This window comes from Cellulosimicrobium sp. GQ32 (assembly GCF_059758455.1).
In genome coordinates this window covers 133,245-150,223 of the sequence record NZ_JCAXEP010000012.1, presented here as the reverse complement: position 1 = coordinate 150,223, position 16,979 = coordinate 133,245, and the positions used below count along the sequence as shown (strand labels likewise).

The following is a 16,979-nucleotide window of genomic DNA, read 5'->3' as shown; positions in this document are numbered from 1 at the left end:
CGGGTGAACTCTGTCGAGAACAATGGCCTGCCGTGCACCGCCTGTGACGTTGCCTCGGGAATCTGGAAGCATGCCTACGTGAGCGAGCTCCTTCCCGTGTCCCAGGCCGAGTCGCTGCGTGCTGCACTGTTGGAGTACCTGGGCACGACGTTCGCCCTGGCCGATGCCAGCACGCGTGCGTCGCTGGAGGACTTCCTCCGTTCGCCGGAGACGGGCCTGTTCCGCGGCCCGTTCGTGCGACTGCGACTCCCGTTCCGCCCCGCGGACGTTGGTTGGCGTTCGTCGCTCGACTGGTACGGCGGGTACCCGCAACCGTATGGCCACCAGGCGGAGGCCTTCCGGCGGCTGTCGTCGCTCGCGCCGGACGGTGGTCTCCGCCGGCCACTACCCACACTTGTCACGACCGGCACGGGCTCGGGCAAGACCGAGTCGTTCCTCTACCCGATCCTCGACCACGTGCTGCGGGCGAAGCGAGCAGGACTCGGGGGTATCAAGGCCGTCATCCTCTATCCGATGAACGCCCTGGCGAACGACCAGGCCAAGCGACTCACCGAGCTGCTGACGACGCACCCAGAGATCGGGGGCGTCACCGCAGCCCTCTACACCGGCCAGCAGGGGCCGTCCCGCTCGAAGGTCAGTGCCGCAGGCCTCATCACCGACCGCGAGATCATCCGGGACACGCCGCCCGACATCCTGCTGACCAACTACAAGATGCTCGACCAGCTCCTGCTGCGGCACGCGGACGCGAAGCTGTGGTCCGCGAGCGCCCGCTCCCTGCAGTACCTGGTGCTCGACGAGTTCCACACGTACGACGGTGCGCAAGGCACGGATGTCGCGATGCTCATCCGGCGCCTGGGGCTCGCGCTGAAGTCCCACTGGCCGACCGAGACCGAGGCCCTGACCGACGCGGGGATCACGGACGCCGACGTCAGCCGTCCGTTGGGAATCGTCACGCCCGTCGCGACCTCGGCGACGCTGGGCGACAAGGGCGACCCCACGGCGATGCTGGAGTTCGCCCGCACGGTGTTCGGCGAGGAGTTCCCCGCGGAGTCGGTGGTGACTGAGTCGCGCCTGACGCTCGACGAGTGGGTGGGTGACGCGAAGACCCGGACAAAGGGCCGCGGACTGCGCGAGGTCGACGTGGACGACGTCGTCGCGCGAGCCATGCTCGACGACCTCGCCGAGATCGATCCAACCGATCCCGACGCCCTCACCCGCACCGTGCTGTCCCACCTCTACCGCGAGGTCTCCGGCGACACCGGCTACGTCGACCCCGCGTCGCCGCGCCCCGACCTGGCCGGCGACTCCAACGACGACCTCCTCGCTCTCGCCAAGGCGCTCCCGCTCGTCTCCGGCGATCGAGGCCTTGCACGGCTCGCGGAGCAGGCCGTGGACCTCGCTGAGCTCGCCGCTCAGGTGGTCCTGCCGTCGTCGGACCCTTCCTGGCCGGTGCGCGCCGAGCAGATGCTCACCGTGGTGCTCTCCGCGCTGTCACACCTCCGCACGGTGACCGAGCGGCGTGCGCTGTCGGTCGACGTGCACCTCTGGACCCGCGAGCTCACGCGCCTCAACCGCACCACAGCGGGCGTCGCCCAGTTCCACTGGCAGGACGACGGCGTCGTCGTCCAGGACTCCGACGACGACGGATCGAGCGACGAGACGCGCGCGTTCCCCGCGCTGTACTGCCGGCACTGCGGCCGCTCCGGCTGGGGCGTCGCGCTCGCCCCGACCGGGACCGACCTGGACACGCACGACAACGACATCCGGGGCCGACACCTGCGCGGGGACGAGCGGTTCCGCGCGCTCGTCCACGCCCCGGCCGAGGGTGAGCGCGCCGAGGGCGGCGAGAAGATCGAGGGCCTGTGGTGGTTCCTCGTCGAGCAGCGCCGGCTCGTCTCCTCACCGCCGGACGGCGAGGACGCCGACCAGGGCACCCTCCCGGTTCTGGCGCACCCGATGGACGACGCCGGTGCCAAGCCCTCGAAGGACGACGACTGCCCGTCGTGCGGGCAGAAGGACGGCATCCGGTTCCTCGGTTCGGCCATCGCGACGCTGCTGTCGGTCTCGTTGTCCAGCCTGTTCGGCACCGCAGGGCTCAACCCGGCGGAGAAGAAGGCACTCGTCTTCACCGACTCGGTGCAGGACGCCGCACACCGTGCCGGGTTCGTGCAGTCCCGCTCGCACGCGCTCACCCTGCGCGCGGTGCTGCGCCACGCCGTCCGCGACGAGCCCGTCGACCTCGACACCCTCGTGGACCGCGTCATCGCCGAGGCCGGGGACGACGCGAAGAAGCGGTACCGGCTCCTCCCCCCGGACCTCGCGGACCGCGAGAAGTTCGCCCCGTTCTGGAAGGCCCCTTCCTGGGCCAAGGTCCACCACACGGTGCGAGGGCGCGTACGCCGCCGCCTCCTGCTCGACGTGCTCCTCGAGCACGGGCTGCGCTCCGCTGTCGGCCGCACGCTCGAGGCGACCGGCACGGTGGTCGCCGAGGTCGAAGCCGATCCCGACCTCCTGCTCAGCGCTGCACGCGCTGCCCTCGATGACGCCGACCGGCAGGGCGTGCTCGACGGGTTCGCACCCACCGACGCCGAGCTCCGGGCCTGGGTGCGCGGCGTGCTCGAGCACATGCGCACCCGTGGGGCGATCGACCACGAGTGGTTCAAGAAGTTCCGTGAGGAGGACGGCAACCGGTGGTGGATCACCGGCGGCCGACGGCGCCACGACGGCATGCCGGGGTTCGGCAAGGGTGCGAGCGCACCCGGCTACCCGCGCATCGGCGGTGCCGTCAGCACCGGAGCGGCCACGAAGGCCCCCGGCGACGACCTCGAACCCGTCGGTTCCGCCCGCGGCTGGTACGCGGCCTGGACGCACAAGTGCCTTCACGTCGACAAGGCCGAGGCCGCGACGTTCGCCCGACTGCTCATGAAGCAGCTCGCGCGCGTCGACGTCGTCGGCACCCTGCTGTCGTCGTCCGGCGCCACGACGTACCACCTCGCCTCCCGCAGCATCACCGTCCAGGCGGCCACGACGGACGCGCTCGGCTCAGGAGCCCTCTGCCTGGAGTGCACCGACTGCGGTTCCACGGTGCCCGCGACGGCGACCGTCGTCGACCAGCTCGACGGCGCACCCTGCCTCGTCGCGCGGTGCACCGGGCGTCTGCGCCGGCACGCGGTAGCCGACAACTTCTACCGCCGGATGTACGAGGACTCCGATCCGGCGCGCGTCGTCGCGCGCGAGCACACGAGCATGCTCGAGGACGAGGTCCGGCTCGCGTATGAGACCGCGTTCAAGTCGGACAAGCCCGCGCCCGACGCCCCGAACGTCCTCGTCGCGACGCCGACGCTGGAGATGGGCATCGACATCGGCGAGCTGTCCGCCGTCATGCTGAGCTCCCTGCCTCGCACCGTCGCGTCCTACCTGCAGCGCGTCGGCCGCGCCGGACGCTTCACCGGCAACGCGCTCGCGATCGCGTTCGTCACCGCGCGCGGCGACCAGCTGCCACGGTTCGCGAATCCGGGCAGCGTCATCAACGGTGCGGTGCGACCGCCCGCCACGTACCTCGACGCCGAGGAGATCCTGCGCCGCCAGTACGTCGCCTCCCTCGCCGACGAGCTCGCGCGGCGCCCCGACGCACCGCACCCCCGCACCGCCTCTGACGCGCTCGGCAGCAGCGAGGCGGGGACGTTCCTCGGCGAGCTCGTCGCCCTGTCGGAGGCTGAGGGCCCGACGCTGCTCGACCGGTTCCTGGACGGGTTCGACGACATCTCCGACGCCGTGAAGGACAGCCTGCGTGCGTGGGCGCTGCCGTCCGTCGATGCGAGCTCGGGCGAGGCCGTCCCCTCCGAGCTGGCCCGACGAACGCATGCGGCGTCCCTGGCCTGGCGGGCCCGCCTGGAGACCCTCGCGCACCGCGAGAAGGAGATCCAGACCGCGATCAACGCCGCCGACGGTCTGCGGATCAAGGCCGAGTCGCCCGCCGCGACGAGCGACGACGAGCGCGCGCTCCGCACGGCGCAGGCCGCGCTCAAGCTCACCCAGTACCAGAAGGCTCAGGCGTCGACTGAGCACTGGGTGAGCGTGCTGGAGGAGCACGGCTTGCTCCCCAACTACACGCTGCTCGACGACTCCGTCTCGCTCGAGGTCGCACTGTCCTGGGTGGACCCCGACTCCCAGGAGTACCGCACCGAGCACATGGAGCTGAACCGCGGGTCGGCGCAGGCACTGCGCGACTTCGCCCCCGGCTCCACCTTCTACGCCCGCGGCTATGCCATCGCCATCGACGCGCTCGACCTCGGTCGCGACGACGACGCCGTCCGCACCTGGGCGTGCTGCCCCCGGTGCGGCTACACGCAGGACGTCACGGACGCCTCCGCTCCGGGAAGCACCGCCGCGCCGACGTCGTGCCCGCGCTGCGGCGATCGCGGGATCGCCGATGTCGCGCAACAGGTCGAGGTGGTCGAGCTCAAGCGCGTCTCCTCCGTCATCCGGCGCGAGGAGGCCACCATCGACGACCGCAGCGACGAGCGGGAGCGCGAGCGCTTCACCATCCGCACGCTCGCCGACGTCGACCCGTCGGCGGTGACCCGGCAGTGGTTCGTCAAGGACTACGGGTTCGGCGCGCGATACCAGCGACAGATGACCATCCGCTGGCTCAACCTCGGCAAGTCCTCCGCGCAGGGCGCGACGGTCGAGCTCGCCGGACAGCCGCACGACGTCGCACTGTTCCGCGTGTGCGAGCAGTGCGGCAAGCTCGACACCTCCACCGGGGCGAACCGCGCCTCCGAGCACCGCCCGTGGTGCCCGCTGCGCAAGGCCAGCAACGAAAGGGTCCGCACCGTCGCGCTCGCGCGGTCGCTGACCACCGAGGGCCTGGTGCTGCGCCTGCCGGAGTCCGTGACCCTCGGCGACGACTTCTCCCTCCCGTCGCTGCGCGCGGCGCTGCTGCTCGCGCTGCGCATCCGGATCGGAGGTGACCCGGACCACCTGGAGGTCACGGACGTCATCGACCCCAGCCCTGCTGCGGACAGCCCTTCCGAGGCGCTGCTTCTGCACGACGTCGTCCGGGGCGGCACGGGTTATCTCGCCGAGCTCGCCGACCACGAGGCCGTCTGGTCGATGCTGCGCGACGCCTGGCAGCACCTTGAGGAGTGCCCCTGCCAGCAGGATGGGAAGCTCGCCTGCGAACGCTGCCTGCTCCCCCACGCCGCGCTGCACCAGGTCGAGGTCGTCTCGCGGGCCACCGCCGCCCGGCATCTTCGGTCGATCCTGCTCGGGCGGTCCCAGGTCGGCGCCGACGACGAGGTCCCGGACGCGAGCCCGTGGTCGGTCACCGTGGACGAGCCGGTGATGGGCGACCCCGAGTCGCACATCGAGCTGCTCTTCCGCAAGGTGCTGCGCGAGCGCCTCGAGAAGATGGGATCGACCATCACCGAGAAGCCGGGCCCGGCTGGCAACACGTGGTCCGTCACCATGCCGGGTGGCGCGCACTGGCGGCTGGAACCCCAGGTTCTCGTCGCCCAGGCCGGGACCAAGCCCGACTTCGTGCTGCGCAGCGACCGCCCCGACGTCCCTCCGACGGCGATCTACACCGATGGCTGGCAGTTCCACGCCTCCCCGGCCGTCAACCGGCTCGCCGACGACGCGACCAAGCGGCAGGCGCTGCGCGACCTCGGCTATCAGGTGCTCGCCTTCACATGGGAGGACCTCGACCGCAATCAGCCGACCACCGTCGCCGTGCCGTGGCTGCACCCGCAGGCGACCGCGGCGGCGCTGAGCGAGGCCAAGGACTCGCTGTCGCCGGCGACGGTCGCTCTCGTGACCCGTCCCGCGCTGGACCTCCTGCTGGACTGGGTCCAGCGCCCGGACCGCAACGACCGGGCACAGCTCGCCCGGTGGTTGCCACTGCTCGTCGCCCCGTCGTTGACCGGCGGCGCGATCTCCGCCGAGGCCGGCATGGACCAGGTCACGCTCGACGCGCTCGACGGAGCAGGCCTCCCGCCCGGGACGAAGTTCGGCGGCGTGTGGCATCAGGGGACGGTCGCGATCGGTGTCCGGTCCTTCGTCGGCGAGTCGTTCGAGATCGCCGTCGTGCTCGACGACGCGGTCGACGCTCTCGGCCAGGATCAGAAGGTCTCGTGGCACGAGTGGCTGCGCCTGGCCAACCTGCTGACCTTCCGCGAGGACCTGCCGCTGCGGATCGTGACGCGATCGATGCTCACGGGTGCGCTGCCAGCCGTCCAGCCCTCCCTCGCCGAGGCCGAGGAGTCGAGCCGCGTCGAAGCCGAGCTCCAGGCACAGCTCGACGCGTACCCCGACTGGCGCGCCGTCGCGGAGCTTGCCACGGAGACCGAACACGACCTGTTGGTCGAGCTTCTCGACCTCGCGGCGCTCGGCGTCGAGGCACCGACGATCGGAGACGAGGTGGGCGACGGAGCCCCCCTGTCGTTGTCCTGGCCAGACCGTAAGGTGACCGTGCACGTCGCCGACCTGGACCACGAGACGATCGCGATCCTCCGCGCCGACGGGTGGACCGTCGTCGAACCTGAAGCCGCCGCGCTCCGCGCGACCCTGACCGCCTGAACCGGAGATCATCCCCGATGCCGCAGATCATCCTCGGACCGTCGTTCGGCAAGCTCGACGGTGCCGTCCGCAAGGCCGCTTTCGCCTTCCTCGAGAAGCTCCAGGAGAGCGACGACACCCCAGGCCTGCACATCGAGCCGATCAACGGTTCCGCGGACTCACGCATCCGCACCGGCCGCGTCAACGACTTCTGGCGCGCGCTGCTCGTCAAGATCCAGGGACAGGCCGCCGAAGCCCACTACGTCTACCTCGGCACCTACCCGCACGACGAGGCGATCGCGCGGGCCAAGACCGCGGTCGTCCAGATCAACCCTCGCAACGGCATCGCGGAGCTGGTCGAAGCCGCGTCGTTCGGCGAGCCCACTGTCGAGAAGCCGGTCGTCGAGGCGCCGCGGCCCAAGCCGGACGACGTCGACCACACGACGTACCCCCTGCTGCAGACGCAGGGGATCTCCGTGGCCGACCTCGTCGACCTCGGCATCGACGCCGACATCGCGGACGCCGCGGCAACTGCCGAGACCGAGGACGCGATGCTCGCCGTCGCCGAGCGGGCCCCCGCGTCGTGGCAGGGGGACGCGTTGCTCGACCTGTCGACCGGGGCTGGACTCGCGACGGTCAAGGAGAAGCTGGGCCTGACCGTCCCTGCGGTCCAGCCCGACCCCCAGAGCGACGACCAGCTGCTCCACGCCCTCAAGCAGCCGGCGGCGCAGATGGACTTCGCGTTCATCGAGGACGACGCCGCCCTGCGCGCCGCGATCGAGGACGACAACTTTGGCCGCTGGCGCGTGTTCCTCCACCCGGAGCAGCGCGACTACGCGTTCAAGGACCGTTCGGGGTCGTTCCGTCTCTCGGGCGGCGCCGGAACCGGCAAGACGGTCGTCCTCCTCCACCGTGCGCGCCACCTTGCGCGCAAGAACCCCACGGCACGAGTCGTCCTCACGACGTACAACAAGACGCTCGCCGCCTCGTTGCAGGAGACGTTGCGGCTTCTCGACCCGACGGTGCCGATCGCGAAGAACCTCGGCGACCCCGGCGTCTACGTCGCCGGCGTCGACGCGCTCTCACGCCGCGTCCTCACCAAGGCCGAGGACGTCCACGTGGCGTCAGCCGCGTGGGGAGAGACCGTCGCCGCCGTCCTCGGGCCCCGCTCGCCCTACGTCCTCGATCTCACGGCAGCGGCGAGGTGGGACGCCGTCGTCTCGGCCGCCGGCCCCGACCTCGCGCCCGAGCTCCGGAGCCAGGCGTTCTTCGTGGCCGAGTACGCGACCGTCATCGTCCCGAACAAGATCACGACACGGGACGAGTACCTGCGCGCGCGCCGGCCAGGGCGCGGGGTCGCGCTAAACCGGCTGCAACGCGTGGCGGTGTGGAAGGTGATCGAGGCCTACCGCGCGTCCGCCGACGCCGCGGGATCGACCGACTGGGACGAGAAGGCGATGATCGCCGCCACTCACCTCGATGCCAGGGCCGCCGCGGGCGACGCGCGGCTCGCGGACCACGTCCTCGTCGACGAGGCCCAGGACCTTGCACCGGCACGCCTGGTGTTCCTGCGGGCGCTAGTCGACCAGGGGCCCGACGACCTGTTCCTTGCCGAGGACTCGCAGCAGCGGATCTACGGGCAGAAGGTCGTTCTCTCCCGGTACGGCATCAACATCCAGGGGCGTTCGCGCCGCCTGAGGCTCAACTACCGCACGACGGCGCAGGTGCTGCGGTACGCCGTCGGCGTGCTCGCAGGTGAGGAATGGGTCGACATGGAGGCTCAGGACGCCGCTGCCGCCGGATATCGCTCCGCCCGGTCCGGGCCGGCTCCCCGCGAGGTGAAGGCGCACTCGCTCCTCGACGAGTACGAGCGAGCCGCCGAGCTGGTCCGCGGCTGGCGCGACGCCGGTGATCCTCCCGAGACGATCGGCGTGCTGGTCCGCACCAATCACATCGGCGACAAGGTCGTGCACGCCTTGAGCGAGCGTGGCGTCAAGGCGAAGTTCATCCAGGACGACGCCGCGACCGGATCGGGCAGCGTGCTCGTCATGACGATGCACCGCTCCAAGGGGATGGAGTTCAAGCGCGTCGTGCTCTTCGGTGTCTCGTCGGACGAGGGCGGATGGGGATCCGGTCTGTCTTCGCTCCCTGAGGCCGATCGGGCGGACGGCGAGCTGCGCGAGCGATCGCTGCTCTACGTCGCGGCGACACGTGCCCGCGATGAGCTCGCGATCCTGTGGAACGGCCGACGCAGCAACCTGCTCCCCGCTCCCCTCGTGACCCCAGCAACGGCATAGTCCACGGGCAGACTTGCCCCTCACATCGACCAAGGAGTTCCCCATGGGCCGCATCGCATTTGTCTCCGTCAACAAGACCTTCTCGTCTACGATGAACCTCGCTCAGGTTGCGGAAGTCGCACGGCGGGCGTGGCCGTTGAGCCTCGCGAAGGCGCGGGAGTGCGACACGCTCGTCGCAGTGGCCCACGGGATCGCGGTGGCGTCTTGGCGCGTCCTCGACGCGTACCCGACGGACGAGACCTACGAGACGAACGGAGGCCCCCGACCGAGGATCGCCTTCGACCTTGGCGAGGCACTACCCGTACTTCCGGAGTACGGGCAGTTCAACGCCCTCGACAACCTCCGGCGAGGTGTGACTACCGTCGAGTGGGGATGGTCTCCTTCCGCAGGCGCTGCCGATTCGGACACAGCAGACACGGCAGATTCGGACGCACAAGCCTGAAACACCGCCGTAAAGGCGCTTGCGTTCGCGGGTTTGAAAAGTACGGGCACGCATCTACGAAGATCTTGTAAGCCTCGGAACGGCCGGGCCGCGGTTCCTTGTCTCGTCGCTGGAGCGCTTGGTCCGGCCTCCGGTCACCCGCACTCGTCGCAGATGCCGCTCGCCGGGAGCTGCACGAAGCACGTCTGGCACACCTCGGCGCGACGCTCCGCGGCGCCGACGCGCGCCGTACCGCCTGCGGCGCCCGCGAACGCCGGCATCACGTGGCGCTGGTACCCACCTTCGGCGAGGCGCACGTCCACGAATCCCTTGTTCAGGTAGGCAGCGACGGGGCGCTCATCCCGGAAGCCCGCGGCGATGTAGGACTGCGACTGCGGTGCCCAGATGCGCTCGAAATCCACGCTCGCGGTGAGGTCCCGCATGAGCCGCCGGTTCTCGACCGGGAACTTCAGCGCCTCGAACGCCCTGTCGAGGGACGGGTACTCGACGCGACCGATCCCCCGGATCTCCTTGTCGCACTCGCTGCACAGCTCCAGCTCGGCACGATCCCGGTCGTCGGCGACCACGAGTTTCGACGGGTCCGTGCTCTGCAGATGGCTACACCCCCGGACGTGGAGCTTCCCACGCCCCTGCGTCCGGTACAGCTCCGCGCTCGCCACCCGTTCGTCTTGCGCACTCATCGTTCTCCTCGATCGGTCGGTTGGTTCGCGCAGGGCGGGCCGCGCTCGGGCGGCCCGCCCTGCGCCGTCGGGCATTCAGCGTGCGGCGGCGACCCCGCCGAGCGGGCCGGCGACGCGCTGCACGTCGGTCGTGTAGCAGTAGAAGCCCTGCTCCCTCTCGCCTGCGCGGAACGTCACCTTGTTGAGCTGCCCGCTCTGGCTCGCGATGACGGTCCACGGGAGCGGACCCGCCGCAGCCGCGTCGACGAGCTGCTGGAGCGCGGTCCGCGACGAGTCCGCGTTGAGGAACACCGGCACGCCGTGCAGGGTCGCCCAAATGACCGCACGTCCGCCGTACGTCTCTCTGTCCGCGAGCGTCGGCGCACCCGAAGCGAGCACCGACCGCACGTGCGCCAGCAGGTGCTGTTCGTCGAACGGGTCGTCCTTCGTCCCGCGCGGGTTGGGCAGGACCGGTGCGGACGCAGCGCTGCGACGACCGGTCGGGGTGCTCGCGCGCCCCGACGCGGAGCTTCCGGCCGCGGCTCGGTCCGCCTCCGTGTACACCGCGTGCTGGTCGCGTGCGGCGGCGGGCGGCGCGCCCGCGGCCATGGCCGTGCGCATGCCGGCCATGCTGCGCGAGGTCGCGGCGTACGCCTGGTCGACGTTCGCCGTGTCGTACGTGAGCGACCGCTCGCGCTTCACGCCGAGAGACGCGCCGACCTCGATCGCGTCCTGGTTGGCGCCCATGTAGAGGAACGTCCAGCCGAACTGCTCCTCGCGCTCGGTGACGAGCGCCTTGATCGCGGCGTGCGTGTACTCCTTCGAGGCGTTCTCGAGGCCGTCGGTCATGATCCCGACGATCACGGCGCCGGGCCGCTGGTCCTCGGGGAGCTGGGCGATGCGCAGCGCGGTCGTCTGCACGAGGCGTCCGATGGAGTCGAGCAACGCGGTCATGCCGCGCGGGCGCAGGTCGAGCGGCGGGACCTCGCGCACGTCGAGGTCGGTGTAGACCTCCTCGTACTCGTTGTCGAACTGCGCGAGCGTGACCGTGCACCGGCCGGGCGCCTCGCGCTGCTCGGCGAGGAACAGGTCGAAGCCCTGCTCGGTGGCCTGCTTGATGGTCTGCATGGACCCGGAGCGGTCGAGCAGCATGGCGAGGTGCGTGAGGGTCTGGTCGGGCATGGCGGTTCCCTTCGTCGTGCTGCTGGACGGACGGCGTGGCAGGTCAGGTGCGGCGGCGGAACCTCAGCGGTTCGACGGCGGTCGTCGGCTCGGGCGGCGGGGTGCCTCGTTCGCGGTCGTAACGGGCGCGCGTGACGCCCTCGGCCGAGACGCGGCCGTCGGGGCCGGAGTAGCCCGCGAGCGCCGGGGTCCGCGCGAGGCGCGGAGGCACGGTGTTCGGGGCGACGCCGGCCGCCTCGGCGACGGACCGCATGGACGACCCGGCGAGCAGCGCCTCGGCCATCGCCTCGTCGAGCGCGATGTCGAGCAGGGCCCGGGCGCGGGCGAGCGGCTCGACGGCGGTGCCCGGCTCGGCGGCGGCCGCCTCGTCGAGCGCCGCGCGGGCCGCGTCCAGGCGGGGGCGCGAGGGTCGCTGCGGGTCGGAGGTCATGGTGCGAGACTATGCGCAGTAACTGCACATGCGCAATAGTCTCACTCGATCACTTCGTGCACATGCGTCCGAGGGCGCGGTCACCGGGCGTCGAGCATGCCCATCGCCACACCGATCACGAGCACCGCCACGATCACGACGACGCACCACAGCACGCCCACGAGCCCTGGCCGGGGCCCGCCGGCCTGCCCGGCGCCGTCGGACCGCCCTTCCCCCTCAGGCGACCCGCGGCGGCTGGACCGGCCTTCGCCCTCGGACGACACGCGACCGTCAGGCGACCCGCCCGGGGACCGCGGTTCGTCGTCGTGCTCCGAGTCCATACCGCCAGGACACCACGCCACTGCGGGAGACGCGCGCGGCACGGGAGCACTCGGCCCGGTGCAGGCGTTCGGCGTCGACGCGCTGCTCGCGACAGCTCGCGAGGCAGGCATCACCGTGACGACCGGTCGCTGAGCCCGCGCTCCGAACAGCCGAGAGCGACGCGCGAGCCCTCCCGCGGGCACCACGGCCGGTCAGCGCGCCGCGAGCACCTCGCGCAGGGTCCGTACGGCACGTGGCCCGACCCCGTGCAGGGCGAGCAGCTCCCGATCAGCGAGCGGCGCGACGTCGGACAACGAGACGATCCCCGCACCGGCGAGCGCGCGCGTCGCGGGGCCACCGATGGCGGCGGGGAGGTCGCCGACCGACCCCGGCTCCGCGGCGTCGGCCGCGACGAGAGCAGCCCCGAGCCGTTGCGGCGCGCGGGCGAACCACGCGCGTCGCACCCAGTGGGTGGCCTGCTGGCCGTCGAGGTCGGCGAGCGGCACGCTCGCGCCGAGCAGATGGTCGCCGCGCGTCCACCTGCGCGCGGGCGGGAGGCTGACAGCGGTCGCTCGTAGGATCAGGATGATGTCTGACCACACCCCGAGGGCGTCCTTCCCGGACCCCCGGCACGACGAACCGCCCCTCCCTCCGTCCGCCGCTCTCGCGCGCAAGGCCGCCGACCCCAGGGCCATCCTGCGGCTGGTGGGCAACGACGAGTCCGTCGACGACCTGCCGCGCACGCCCGACGGCCTCCTGGACCCGCCGGCGAGCGTCGGGAGGAAGATCCGCAACGGCGTGCTGCTCGTGCTGCTGTCCGGGGGCTTCGTCTGGCTCGTCACGGTCAACGCGTGGGACCACGACGGCTTCTTCCCGTGGTTCTGGAACGTCGTGTGGACGGTGTTCCCATGGGTGTTCCTCGGCCCGCTCTGGGCCGGGTACGCGCGCTCGCTGCGGCGGTCGCGCGACGACGCCCCGCTCTACGCCCGGTACCACCGCGACCGGAAGGCCGCCGTCCGCGAGGCGGGGGTCGTCACGGCGTCGGTCACCAACCGCACGGACTCGGGCGGGGTCGCGCAGTGCGTGGTCCGTGTGCGGCACGGCGCGCTCACGACGACGGTCACGCGCCTCGCGCCGGTGACGAACCTGCTCCCGTCGGAGGTCCCGCAGCCCGGCGACCCGGTGGTCGTGTGGCGCATGCCCGGGCAGCGGGTCGTCGTGCAGGCGCGCCGCGACCGCACGCGCGCCCTGCACGACGCCGCACGGGCGGCCGCCCCCGGCGCCGTCACCGATGCGCCGGTCACCGCCTCCCCGGTCGCCGAGCCCCTGAGCACGACGGCGCCGAGCGTGTCCGAGGACGCGCCTGCCTGGGGCTCACCCACGCCGGCCTCGTCGACGACCACGACCCGGACGACCCGCGGCGGGGGCGCTCCCGAGGTCACCGTGCAGCACGGCATCGCGGCGGCGCTCTCGGAGCTCGCGCACCTGCACGCCGCAGGCGCCCTGACCGACGACGAGTTCGCCGCGGCGAAGCGGATGCTGCTCGGCGGGTCCTGACCGACCGGACGACCCGGCGACGGCGACGCACCCAGCCGACCGGGGCGTGCGTCGTCGGCCCCACCCCTGCCGCGCCGTCGAGCACGACGCCGCGCGCCGTCGAGCACGACATCCATGTCGTTCTGAGCCCGAGAACGACACCGACGTCGTGTTCGGCACCGGCACGGAGGCCCGGCAGACTGTTCCCGTGAGCAGCCGTCCAGCCCGTCCCCCGTACCGGCCGAGCATGGTGTGGACGGCGGTGCGCGGCGGGGTCCGCGGGCGCGAGCGCCTGACGCCCGTGGTCGACTACCTCGCCGTCCTGCTCATCCTCGTCGTGCTGCTCGGCGGGTCGGTGTGGTTCGCCGTGTGGATGATGCTCCAGGAGGAGGGCCTCGCGGCGTTCCTCGCCGGCTTCATGGTCGTGGGTTTCGGCAGCGGGCTGGTCATGTACGTGCGCGGGCCGTCGAGGCAGTCGGTGGTCCTGCGTCCGCACGAGATCGAGCTGCCCGTCGGACGCCAGGAGGTGACGCGCGTCGTCGTGCGGTGGGACGACGTCGCGCGCGTGCGGGTCCTGGAGGGCGAGCGGCGCCCCACGCTGCGGGTCGAGCTGCGCGACGGGACGCGGTCGCGCCACGCGGACGGCGAGGACCTGCTGCAGGGCCGGCCCGCGCACGGGCCCGACCCGGAGACGGTCGACGTCGTGGACGCCGAGGCAGTCGCGCGCGTCCTGCGGCACCTGCTGGACCACCCCGAGGACCGCGCCCGCCTCGCGCAGCGCGGCGGGGTGGGCATCGTTCTCGCGTTCGCGCGCCCGGTCTACGGCGACGCGCCCGCCTGACCCGGGCGCCGACGTCGGCCGCCCGCCGCCTGCTGCCTGAAGCCAGCCCTCCGAACACGACCTCACCCGCCTTCGAGCACGACATGAGCGACGCTAAGCCGCCCAGAACGACCCTCATGTCGTGTTCGGCGCGGGAGGGGGGCGGGGGGACGACGACGGCCCGAGCCCGCACCTGGTGGGTGCGGAGTCGGGCCGTCGTCGATCGGACTGGTTCGGTCGGACCGTCAGGTGGCGGTCAGCGGCGGCCGATGTCGGACAGCTCGGCCGCGGCGATGACGAGCTCGCGCTCGGCGTCGTCGAGGACGCCGTCGAGGACGAGGTCCTCGGTCACGAGGCTCACGTGCTCCACGAACTCGCGGTGCGTGGAGTACTCGTCGGTCTCGGCGACGTGGTCGTTGACCGTGCAGCCGGTGCCGTCGTCGTAGTTCTGCACCGTGCTGTCGTGGCCGTCGATGACCACGGTCGGGCGGATGTCCGACCCGACGCAGCGGTCACGGACGAGCTGGAGGACCGTGAAGGTGACCTCGCCGGTCGTGACGTTGCCGACGCCGTCGACCGCGCGGTAGCGGACCACGTGCTGGCCGTCGGCCGCGAACGCGACCGGGGCCGCGTAGCGCTGCCACGCGCCGTCGTTCGCCTGGAACTCGATGCGGTCGACGCCGGACTCCTCGTCGACCGCCGTGAGCGTGACGCGCGCGCTCGCGACGAAGTCGCCGTCGCGGGTGCGGCTGCCGCTGACGCCCGCCGTGACGACGGGGCCGTCGGTGTCGCCCGGCTCCTCGCCGCCCGCGATGACGAACGAGGCCGTCTGCAGGGCGGAGACGTTGCCCGCCACGTCGGTCGCGCGGTAGGTCACGGTGTGCGCACCCGGGGTCCGCACCGAGATCTGCTTCGAGTAAGGCGTCCACTCGCCGCCGTCCACCTGGTACTCGACCGAGGCGACGCCCGAGTCGGCGTCCTTCGCGAGCAGGCGGACGAAGACGGTCGAGAGGTACTCGCCGGCCTCGTTCTTCTCCCCGCCCATCACGCGGTGGTCGACCGTGGGGGCGACGGTGTCGCTCCCGTCGCCCTCGACGACGGAGAACGTGACGCTCGCGGGCTCGGAGACGTTGCCCGCCTCGTCGGTCGCGCGGTAGGCGAGGGTGTGCTGGCCCGGCTCGTCGACCACGACGGCCTCGGTGTACGGGGTCCAGCCCGCGCCGTCGAGGTCGTACTCGACGGACGCGACGCCCGAGCCGTCGTCGGTCGCCGTGACGAGCACGGACGCGGAGCCCACGTAGGCGCCGCTCTCGTCCTGCGTGCCGCTCACCTCGTGGGCGACGGTCGGGGCCGTCGTGTCCTCGCCGGCGTCGGCGACGACGACGAACTCCGTGACGGTCTCCTCGGAGACGTTGCCCGCCGCGTCGGTGGCCCGGTAGACGAGCGTGTGCTCGCCGGGCTCGTCGACCACGATGGGCGCGGTGTACGGGGTCCAGCCGGCGCCGTCGAGGTCGTACTCGACGCTCTCGACGCCGGACGCGTCGTCCGTCGCGGTGAGCGTCGCCGTGGCGGACCCGACGAACGCGCCGTTGTCGTCCTGCTCGCCCGTGACCTCGGCGGTCACGGTCGGGGCGGTCGTGTCCTGCTCGCCGCCCTCGACGACGGTGAAGGTCACGGAGCCGACCTCGGACACGTTGCCCGCGACGTCGGTCGCCCGGTAGGAGACGGTGTGCTCGCCGAGGTCGGTGAAGGGCACGGTCGTCGTGTAGGGCAGCCACGCGCCGCCGTCGACCTGGTACTCGACCGACGCGACGCCCGACCCCTCGTCCGAGGCATGGAGCATGAAGGCCGCCGTGCCGATGTAGGCGCCGTTCTCGTCCTGCTCGCCCATGACCATGGGCTCGACGGTCGGGGCGGTGGTGTCCTCCTCGACGTCGCCCTCGACGACGGTGAACTCCGCGGTCTGGGCCTCGGACGTGTTGCCCGCCGCGTCGGTCGCGCGGAACTGGAGGGTGTGCGCACCGACCGCGTCGACGACGAACGGCTCGGTGTACGCCTGCCAGCCCGCGCCGTCGAGGTCGTACTCGACCCCGGCGACGCCGGAGTCGTCGTCGGTCGCGGCGAGCGTGACCGTGGCGCCGCCGACGTATGCGCCGTCGCCGTCCTGCTCGCCCGTGACCTGGGCGGTCACGGACGGGGCCGTGGTGTCCTCGCCCCCGCCGCCGTCGGTGACGACGAGCTCGCCCCACATCTCCCCGTGCCCGGGGATCGCGCAGAAGTAGCGGTACTTGCCGGGCGTGAGGTTCACCTGGACCTCGTGCCGGCCACCGTTCGCGTCGAACGGGCTCGCGAGGATGTTCACGTTGACGTCGTGGTTGTACCCGGGCGTCGAGGTGTCGAACGTGAGCGTGTGGCTCATGCCGAACGTGCTGCCGGTCGCGATGCTGTTCTCGAAGACGAACGTCGCGGGGCCGGCCTCGGCCGTCGCGGGGAAGGTCTTGTAGTCGGTCACGCTGTTGTCCGCGGTCCAGGTGAGGACCTGCTCGGCGGCGACGACGGCGTCGGCTGCGGACACGACGGCGGACGACGCCGTCGCCGGTGCGGTGGGGGTCGCGGAGGCCGGGGCGACGGTGAGGACCGTCGTCGCGGTGAGTCCGGCGACCGTGGCGGCGAGGAGCCGCCGCGGGCCGCGGCGGCGGGAGCCGCCGGGACTGGTACGTCGTTCCATGAGGGTGCACTCCTCCGGGGGTGTCTG

11 protein-coding genes are annotated in these 16,979 nt (G+C 72.0%); 5 read left to right on the top strand and 6 right to left on the bottom strand.

The genetic code is table 11. The features are described from left to right. The first annotated feature begins 78 nt into the window (after positions 1-78). The 3 genes from AC6CH9_RS17805 to AC6CH9_RS17795 are packed head-to-tail and all read left to right on the top strand — an operon-like array spanning position 79 to position 9,297. Positions 79-6,579, top strand: a complete 6,501-nt coding sequence (locus AC6CH9_RS17805) for a DEAD/DEAH box helicase (RefSeq protein WP_498156099.1) — start codon at positions 79-81, stop codon at positions 6,577-6,579. Between the two features lie 17 nt (positions 6,580-6,596). Beyond that, positions 6,597-8,855, top strand: a complete 2,259-nt coding sequence (locus tag AC6CH9_RS17800) for a 3'-5' exonuclease (protein ID WP_498156098.1) — start codon at positions 6,597-6,599, stop codon at positions 8,853-8,855. Positions 8,856-8,898: 43 nt separating this feature from the next. After that, positions 8,899-9,297 (top strand): hypothetical protein, encoded by a 399-nt coding sequence (locus tag AC6CH9_RS17795; protein ID WP_498156097.1) that lies wholly within the window; start codon positions 8,899-8,901, stop codon positions 9,295-9,297. Between the two features lie 134 nt (positions 9,298-9,431). Here AC6CH9_RS17795 and AC6CH9_RS17790 read toward each other — a convergent pair whose 3' ends face one another. The 5 genes from AC6CH9_RS17790 to AC6CH9_RS17770 all read right to left on the bottom strand — a co-directional run bounded on the left by AC6CH9_RS17790 (position 9,432) and on the right by AC6CH9_RS17770 (position 12,470). Then, a complete protein-coding gene (locus AC6CH9_RS17790; protein ID WP_498156096.1) occupies positions 9,432-9,863 on the bottom strand; it encodes a hypothetical protein in 432 nt (143 codons plus the stop codon). 189 nt (positions 9,864-10,052) lie between these two features. Beyond that, positions 10,053-11,138: a hypothetical protein gene (locus tag AC6CH9_RS17785; protein ID WP_498156095.1), complete on the bottom strand. Its 1,086-nt coding sequence runs from the start codon at positions 11,136-11,138 to the stop codon at positions 10,053-10,055. 43 nt (positions 11,139-11,181) lie between these two features. Then, on the bottom strand, positions 11,182-11,568 hold the full coding sequence (locus AC6CH9_RS17780; protein WP_498156094.1) for a hypothetical protein: 387 nt from the start codon (positions 11,566-11,568) through the stop codon (positions 11,182-11,184). Positions 11,569-11,648: 80 nt separating this feature from the next. Then, positions 11,649-11,888: a hypothetical protein gene (locus AC6CH9_RS17775; RefSeq protein ID WP_498156093.1), complete on the bottom strand. Its 240-nt coding sequence runs from the start codon at positions 11,886-11,888 to the stop codon at positions 11,649-11,651. 192 nt (positions 11,889-12,080) lie between these two features. Next, complete coding sequence (locus AC6CH9_RS17770) at positions 12,081-12,470, bottom strand: helix-hairpin-helix domain-containing protein (RefSeq protein ID WP_498156092.1); 390 nt, start codon at positions 12,468-12,470, stop codon at positions 12,081-12,083. Between AC6CH9_RS17770 and AC6CH9_RS17765 the strand changes: the two genes are divergently transcribed. Together AC6CH9_RS17765 and AC6CH9_RS17760 are read left to right on the top strand one after the other, a co-directional pair. Continuing rightward, positions 12,457-13,425 carry an SHOCT domain-containing protein gene (locus tag AC6CH9_RS17765; protein WP_498156091.1) on the top strand — a complete coding sequence of 323 codons (969 nt, stop codon included), beginning with the start codon at positions 12,457-12,459 and terminating at the stop codon, positions 13,423-13,425. The two genes, AC6CH9_RS17770 and AC6CH9_RS17765, sit on opposite strands and share 14 nt — an antisense overlap. A 187-nt stretch (positions 13,426-13,612) precedes the next feature. Further along, complete coding sequence (locus AC6CH9_RS17760) at positions 13,613-14,245, top strand: hypothetical protein (protein WP_498156090.1); 633 nt, start codon at positions 13,613-13,615, stop codon at positions 14,243-14,245. 235 nt (positions 14,246-14,480) lie between these two features. On the opposite strand, the gene AC6CH9_RS17755 is transcribed toward AC6CH9_RS17760, so the two are convergent. Continuing rightward, the gene (locus tag AC6CH9_RS17755; protein ID WP_498156089.1) at positions 14,481-16,952 is read right to left on the bottom strand and encodes an OmpL47-type beta-barrel domain-containing protein; all 2,472 of its coding nucleotides are present in this window, start codon (positions 16,950-16,952) and stop codon (positions 14,481-14,483) included. Positions 16,953-16,979: the final 27 nt, after the last annotated feature.